The sequence below is a fragment of the Mitsuaria sp. TWR114 genome (genome assembly GCF_007997345.1).
On sequence record NZ_VOSR01000237.1, the window covers coordinates 1 to 6086 of the forward strand.

Here is a 6086-nt window from a genome sequence, read left to right on the forward strand (position 1 = left end):
CGCCACCGGCGCGTCGTGGCTGTCGATCAGCAGGCCGGTCGACGGATCCGCGTCGGGGCGGTGTCCGGCGACATGGATCTCCATCACCGCGTCGCCGTCGATCGCGTCGATCCATGCCGCGGCGTCCAGGCCGAGGTTGCTGGCCGACACGAACACGTTGTTGACGTCGACCAGCAGGCCGCAGCCGCTGCGTCGGACCAGCTCGTGCAGGAAGTCGACCTCGCCCCACGCGTGGTCCAGGCGCAAGTAGTGCGAGGGGTTCTCGATGGCGACCGGGCGCCGCAGCGCATCCTGCAGGCGCGACACGTTGGCCACGACGCCCCGCAGCGCTTCGGTCGTGCGCGGCACCGGCAGCAGGTCCGGCGCATAGGCGGCGCCGGCGCGGCTCCAGCCAGGTCGCTCGGACACCAGCGCCGGCGCCACCCGGTCGACCAGCGCCGCCAGTCGCCGCAGGTGATCGGCGTCGGGCGGCGCGGCGCCGCCCAGCGAGGCCGAGACGCCATGCAGCGACAGCGGGTGCGAGGCCCGCAAGGTCTCGAGCAGGGCCAGGCGCGGGCCGCCGGCGACGAGGTAGTTCTCGGGATGGACCTCGAACCAGAGCCCCGGATCGCGCGCGGCCAGCGCGTCCTCCGCGAACTCGGGCTTGAAGCCCAGGCCGGCGCCCAGCGCGCGCGTCATGGCCGGCCGATCAGGACTTGGTGGCGGTCAGCGAGCCCATGCCCTTGGGCGTCTTGATCGTCGTGCAGGTGCCGGCGGGCACGTACTTCCAGGCATTGGCCTGGTAGTCCATCTTGGCGGTGCCGGCGCAGGTGGTACCGGGGCCGGCGGCGCAGTCGTTCTTGCCGGCCATCGCCACGCCGTAGCAGCGTTCCTTCTCGGCGGCGGCGGGCTTGGCGTCTTGCGCCATCGCGGAAGCGGACAGGGTGGTCAGCGTGACCAGGGCGAGGCTCAGGGTGGTCGACTTCATGGGGGCACTCCTTGTGCGGTGGATCGGGGTTGTGGGTCGGACGCGGCGGCGATTCCGTCGCGTTCCGGCAGCTAGTTCGCGACGGAAACGCTCCGGGTTACAGCGCCACGGGAAATTTCCCGGATTCTTTTTTTCGAGCGGTCTGTAACCTTCCAGGCCCATGACGCGAATAGACCCCGTGATCGCGACCGAGCATGAGCTGCATGAGCTGTTCCTGGCCGGGCTGGACGGGGACGCGGCGGCCTACCGCCACTTCCTCGAACGCCTGGGGGCCTTGCTGCGCGGGTACTTCCGGCGTCGGCTGCAGCAGCTGCCGGACGAGGTCGAGGACCTGGTCCAGGACACCTTGATGGCCGTGCACGCGCAGCGCCAGACCTATCGCCGCGGCGAGCCGCTGACGGCCTGGGTGCACGCGGTGGCCCGCTACAAGCTGGTGGACCTCTGGCGCCGGCGCGCGCGGCAAGAGGCCTTGAACGATCCGCTGGACGAGGACCTGGCCGTGTTCGCGACCGCCGACCACGAGGCCGGCGACACCCGTCGCGACCTCGGCCGGCTGCTGGATCGGCTGCCGACCAGCCAGCGCCTGCCCATCCTGCACACCAAGCTGGAAGGCCTGTCGGTGGAGGAGACCGCGCGCCTCACCGGCATGAGCGAATCGGCGGTGAAGGTCGGCGTGCATCGCGGCTTGAAGGCGCTGGCGCGCCTGTGGAAGGACATGACATGAAGACCGACGAGCTCATCGCGCTGCTGGCCCGGGATGCCGGCCCGGTGCCCACGGGCGTGGGGGAGCGGCGCTTCGCTGCGGCGCTGGCGCTGGGCATCCTGGCGGCCCTGGCCTGGGTGCAGGCCGCCTTCGGCCTGCGGGCCGACCTGCCGCTGCTGATGACGACCGCCGATTTCTGGCAGAAGGTCGCGATGCCGCTGGCGGTGGCGGTCACCGGGCTGGTCGTGGTCTTCCGGCTGGGCCATCCGGGCGCGCGGGTGCGCGGCTGGTGGCTGGGCGTGTGGCTGCCGGTGTCGCTGTTGTGGATCTGGGCCGCGGCCGTGCTGTGGATGGCCGAGCCGGCCGCGCGCATGCCGATGGTGCTGGGCACCACCTGGCGCAGTTGCGTGTTCAACGTGACGGCGACCGCGCTGCCGATCGGCATCGCGCTGCTGTGGGCGCTGCGCGGCCTGGCGCCGACGCGGCCCACGTTGACGGGCGCGGCGGCTGGCTGGCTGGCCGGCGCGGTGGGCGCCTGCGTCTATTCGCTGCACTGCCCGGAGATGGCCGCGCCCTTCGTCGCCGTCTGGTACGTGCTGGGCATGGGGTTGTCGGCGGCGCTGGGGGCGCTCGCCGGGCGGCACTGGCTGAGATGGTGATCAGCCCCTCACTCTTCGGCGCTCGCTCGTCCGTCTTCGGAGCGACCGGCATCTCTTTCTGATCGTCGAGCGACTCGTCGTTCACACAGCCTTCCGACAATCTCCGAGAGGACCAGCCCGACGAGGGTTGCGACGAGGGGACGGCCGGTGATCAGATGGCCGACCAAGCCGGATAGCACGATCACGAGGACGCGGGCGGTTGAGCAGTCGATTCGCATGGAAGAGATTCCGGCGCGTTCTCGGAACGGCGGCGACCCACGGTGGACCGCCGCCGGGCGGTTCTGAGATGACGATCAGATGTTGCTCATCCGACGAGGCGGATTCGCCCTATCCATCGAGTTCTCATAGTTCGCGGCAGACACGTTCATGGAGCTTCCCGCATAAGGGCCGAAACCTGCCCCGGCCGCCCACCCAGCCGCTGTCTGGGCTGCCGTGCTTCCGTTCATCATGGCGACAGAGGCGCCAGCCAGACATCCAGCTGCGCCACCGAGCAAACCATATCCATCTGCCGCCGTACTCGAGCCGGCCGATCCGCCGACAGCACACCCCTCTATGGCCTTCCTCAGCAGCGGCCCCCTGCCGCCATACACGCAATCCATCTCTTCCGGGGTCAGTTCTTGCAACATGAAAAGACTCTCTTTCAGATCAACACGGCCTGGTGTGCGACGCGCCCAGTCCGACTGCGCGATACCCGACGGGTATGCGGTCAGCCTGCGCAGTGCTCATGTTGTCGTCAGCAGGGGCGAAGCCGGATGGACTTTCCGGCGCGGGTCGTGCAACCCCGCTTGCCGTATCGCGTCGGAACGCCACGAATGAATGGCGCCCGCGCATGCATCTATCCGATGGGCGATCCCGGATCCCGATTCGAAGTCAGCGTGACCGTCGGATGAACTGAGCAACGCCTGCTAGTTCCCGCTCATGCTTGCATTCACGCCAGTAGGGAGAAATCGAAGGATTCGCCAGCCATTGTCGCGACGGCCCCACAGGCGCTCGGTCGCGCGATCGGCGCGTGGGCATCCCAAGCCGCAGTCGCGGCTATTCGTCGCGCCGGAACCGCGATTGCACGCGCCGATCGAGCGCGCCGGACGCGGCGGCCTTGAGCAGGCCGCGGAAGGTCGCGCAGGCGGCGTGGCTCTTGGCGGGGCAGACGGCCGCGTGCTTCAGCCCGCGGCTGATGGCGCGCAGCTGGCGGATCGTCGCGTCGATCTCGTCGGCCTTGGCGGCCAATAACTGACGGTCGATCACCGGGCCGGTGGGCGTCAGCATCGACTGGATCTCGTCCAGCGAGAGCCCGCCCGCCTGACCGAGTGCGATCAGCGCCAGGTCGTCCAGCACCTTCGCCGGGAACTGGCGCCGCGCGCCGGCCGGTCCGAGCGACCGGATCAGCCCGCGCTGCTCGTAGTAGCGCAGCGTCGAGGACGCAATGCCGGTCCGTTTCGCGACCTGCGCGATGTCCATCGGACCGGGTGGGGATTGGCTCATGAGCGCTTGACTTGAAGTTGACTTCAACTTCTATCGTGCCGCCCATCGACGCCACACGTCAACCCGCCACCCCAACCGCCCGCGACTGCCCACGAGGCCAACGATGACAAGCCCACCGCTGCCCCTCCTCCTTTCCCTGCCGCCGAGTGCCCTCGGCCACATCGCGCTGATCGGCATCGGTGCGACCGCCATCCTCGACCTTTGGCTGATGGCGCTGCGACGCGCCGGCGTGCCCACGCAGCCGATGGCCTGGATCGGACGTTGGGTCGGACACATGGCGCGGGGGCGATTCGCTCACGCGTCGATCGGACAGGCGCCGGCCCTCCCCGGCGAAGCGGTCCTCGGATGGCTGGTGCACTACGCCGTCGGCATCGCCTTCGCGGCCTTGCTCGTGGTGATCGCCGGACCCGGCTGGCTCCTCGCGCCGAGCTGGGAGCCGGCGCTGGGCGTTGGCGTCGCCACGGTGCTGATGCCCTGGTTCGTCATGCAGCCCGCGATGGGCGCCGGTATCGCGGCGAGTCGCACCGCCGCGCCCTTCCAGAGCCGGCTGCGCAGCCTGGCCAACCACCTCGTGTTCGGCATCGGCCTGCTGATCAGCGCGCTGGCGCTGCAAGCGCTGCGATGAGCGGGCGCGGCCGCGCCGCTGCCCCGAGGTCTGCCTGTCCGCCGTTTCTTCCCTCGAAAGGACTTCCATGAAAGCCACTGCCATCCCCTCCGACCGACCGGTCCGGACGCCACGCCGCCTCGCGATCGTCTATCACAGCGCCCACGGGCACACGGAGCACATCGCGTCGCACATCCGCGCGGGCGCCCGCGAGGTGCCCGACGTCGTGGCCGACCTGCTGAAGGCCGAGGACCTCACCGCGACGCCGGCCGACCTGATCGCCTACGACGGACTGGTGCTGGGCTCGCCGACCTACCTGGGCGGCGTGTCGGGGCCGTTCAAGCACTTCATGGACGCGACCGGCCCCTTGTGGCGCACGCAGCGCCTGCGCGGCAAGCTGGCGGCGGCGTTCACGGTGTCCTCGCTGCCGTCCGGCGACAAGCAGTCGACGTTGATGTCGCTGTTCGTCTTCTGCATGCAGCACGGCATGGTGTGGGTCGGCAACCCGCTGTTGCCCGAGCAGCACCGCGGCGTGCCCGAGGCGGAGGCGGCCAACCGGCTCGGCTCCTGGTCCGGGCTGATGGCCCAGTCCGCACACGGCGCGCCAGCGGATGCGTTCTCGTCCGGGGACGTACGTACCGCCCGGTTGTTCGGGCGTCATGTCGCGGAGACCCTGCATCGGCTAGGCGGCGTGGAGGCCGGCAGCCTGGTCGCCGCGTCCGCCACGGCGGGCGTTTCCGCATGACGCCCGAGCGCCGCGCCGGCCTGCTGTTCGGCTTCATCCTGTCGGGGCTGATGTCGCTGCTCGTCTCGGCGGTGACCACGCTGCGCGCGGTGGGGTTGGTCGACGGCGTCGGCGGCCTGTGGATGACGGGGTGGCTCAGTGCCTGGGTGATCGCGTTTCCCACCGTGCTGGTCGTCGCGCCGCTGACGAGGCGGCTGGTGGCACGGCTGATGGGGCGACGAATGGAATGAGGACTTCTCCCTCCCGCGCGCGCGAGGTCCGAGTCCGCTGTCGCGGTCCCGGCCGCAGCTCCCGCTACCTCATGGGATATACGACAACGGCAGCGCCGTCGTGAACTTCAGCTCCTCCATCGCGAAGCTGGAGCTGACGTCCGAGAGCTGCGTGTTGGCGATCAGCCGCTTGTAGACCTGGTCGTAGGCCGCGATGTCCGGCACGACCACGCGCAGCAGGTAGTCCACGTCGCCGCTCATCCGGTAGAACTCGACGACCTCCGGGATCGCCTCGACCGCGGCGCGGAACTGCTCGAACCAGCCTTGCGAATGCATGCTGGTCCGCACCGACACGAACACCGTCACCCCGACGTTGACCTTCTTCGGATCGACCAGCATCACGTTGCGGGTGATCACGCCCGACTCCTTGAGCCGCTGCACCCGGCGCCAGCAGGGCGTCGTGGACAAGCCCACCTCCGCCGCCAGGTCGCTGACCTGGACCGCGGCGTCCCGCTGCAGCACATGCAGGATCTTGCGGTCAATGGAATCCAGTTTTGTCATTTCCGGCCGCCTTGGAATGCATTTGCTGAAAGCGATGAAGAACAGGTGGATTTTGCATGCGGATTCCACGGCGGCCTTCTGACAATCGTCGGCCATGGAAATCTATCTCGACGCCAACGCCACCACCCCCGTCCTGCCGCAGGCCCGCGAGGCCGC

At 69.5% G+C, this 6086-nt stretch carries 9 protein-coding genes; 5 read left to right on the forward strand and 4 right to left on the reverse strand.

Translation table 11 applies throughout. The features are described 5' to 3' along the window. Together FUT87_RS10425 and FUT87_RS10430 are read right to left on the reverse strand one after the other, a co-directional pair. Window positions 1–678: DUF692 family multinuclear iron-containing protein (locus tag FUT87_RS10425; RefSeq protein ID WP_147240963.1), on the reverse strand; the 678-nt coding region annotated here is incomplete at its 3' end. A 10-nt stretch (window positions 679–688) separates the two neighbouring features. Continuing rightward, on the reverse strand, window positions 689–967 hold the full coding sequence (locus FUT87_RS10430; protein ID WP_091720700.1) for a DUF2282 domain-containing protein: 279 nt from the start codon (window positions 965–967) through the stop codon (window positions 689–691). Between the two features lie 160 nt (window positions 968–1127). Here FUT87_RS10430 and FUT87_RS10435 point away from each other — a divergent pair, with 160 nt between their 5' ends. Further along, window positions 1128–1691, forward strand: a complete 564-nt coding sequence (locus FUT87_RS10435) for a sigma-70 family RNA polymerase sigma factor (RefSeq protein WP_147240964.1) — start codon at window positions 1128–1130, stop codon at window positions 1689–1691. Next, the gene (locus FUT87_RS10440) at window positions 1688–2329 is read left to right on the forward strand and encodes an NrsF family protein (RefSeq protein WP_147240965.1); all 642 of its coding nucleotides are present in this window, start codon (window positions 1688–1690) and stop codon (window positions 2327–2329) included. The genes FUT87_RS10435 and FUT87_RS10440 overlap by 4 nt, the downstream gene beginning before the upstream one ends. 1035 nt (window positions 2330–3364) lie before the next feature. Here the strand turns inward: FUT87_RS10440 and FUT87_RS10445 are convergent. Next, window positions 3365–3787 (reverse strand): helix-turn-helix domain-containing protein, encoded by a 423-nt coding sequence (locus tag FUT87_RS10445; RefSeq protein ID WP_147240969.1) that lies wholly within the window; start codon window positions 3785–3787, stop codon window positions 3365–3367. 127 nt (window positions 3788–3914) lie between these two features. Between FUT87_RS10445 and FUT87_RS10450 the strand changes: the two genes are divergently transcribed. The 3 genes from FUT87_RS10450 (at window position 3915) to FUT87_RS10460 (ending at window position 5390) form a co-directional block, all read left to right on the forward strand. After that, a complete protein-coding gene (locus FUT87_RS10450; protein ID WP_147240966.1) occupies window positions 3915–4436 on the forward strand; it encodes a DUF2938 family protein in 522 nt (173 codons plus the stop codon). 67 nt (window positions 4437–4503) lie between these two features. Next, window positions 4504–5160 (forward strand): flavodoxin family protein, encoded by a 657-nt coding sequence (locus tag FUT87_RS10455; RefSeq protein WP_147240967.1) that lies wholly within the window; start codon window positions 4504–4506, stop codon window positions 5158–5160. Next, window positions 5157–5390, forward strand: coding sequence for a DUF2798 domain-containing protein (locus tag FUT87_RS10460; RefSeq protein WP_147240968.1), 234 nt, complete (start codon window positions 5157–5159; stop codon window positions 5388–5390). The genes FUT87_RS10455 and FUT87_RS10460 overlap by 4 nt, the downstream gene beginning before the upstream one ends. 69 nt (window positions 5391–5459) lie before the next feature. Here FUT87_RS10460 and FUT87_RS10465 read toward each other — a convergent pair whose 3' ends face one another. After that, window positions 5460–5921 (reverse strand): Lrp/AsnC family transcriptional regulator, encoded by a 462-nt coding sequence (locus FUT87_RS10465; RefSeq protein WP_217648425.1) that lies wholly within the window; start codon window positions 5919–5921, stop codon window positions 5460–5462. Between the last annotated feature and the right edge of the window lie 165 nt (window positions 5922–6086).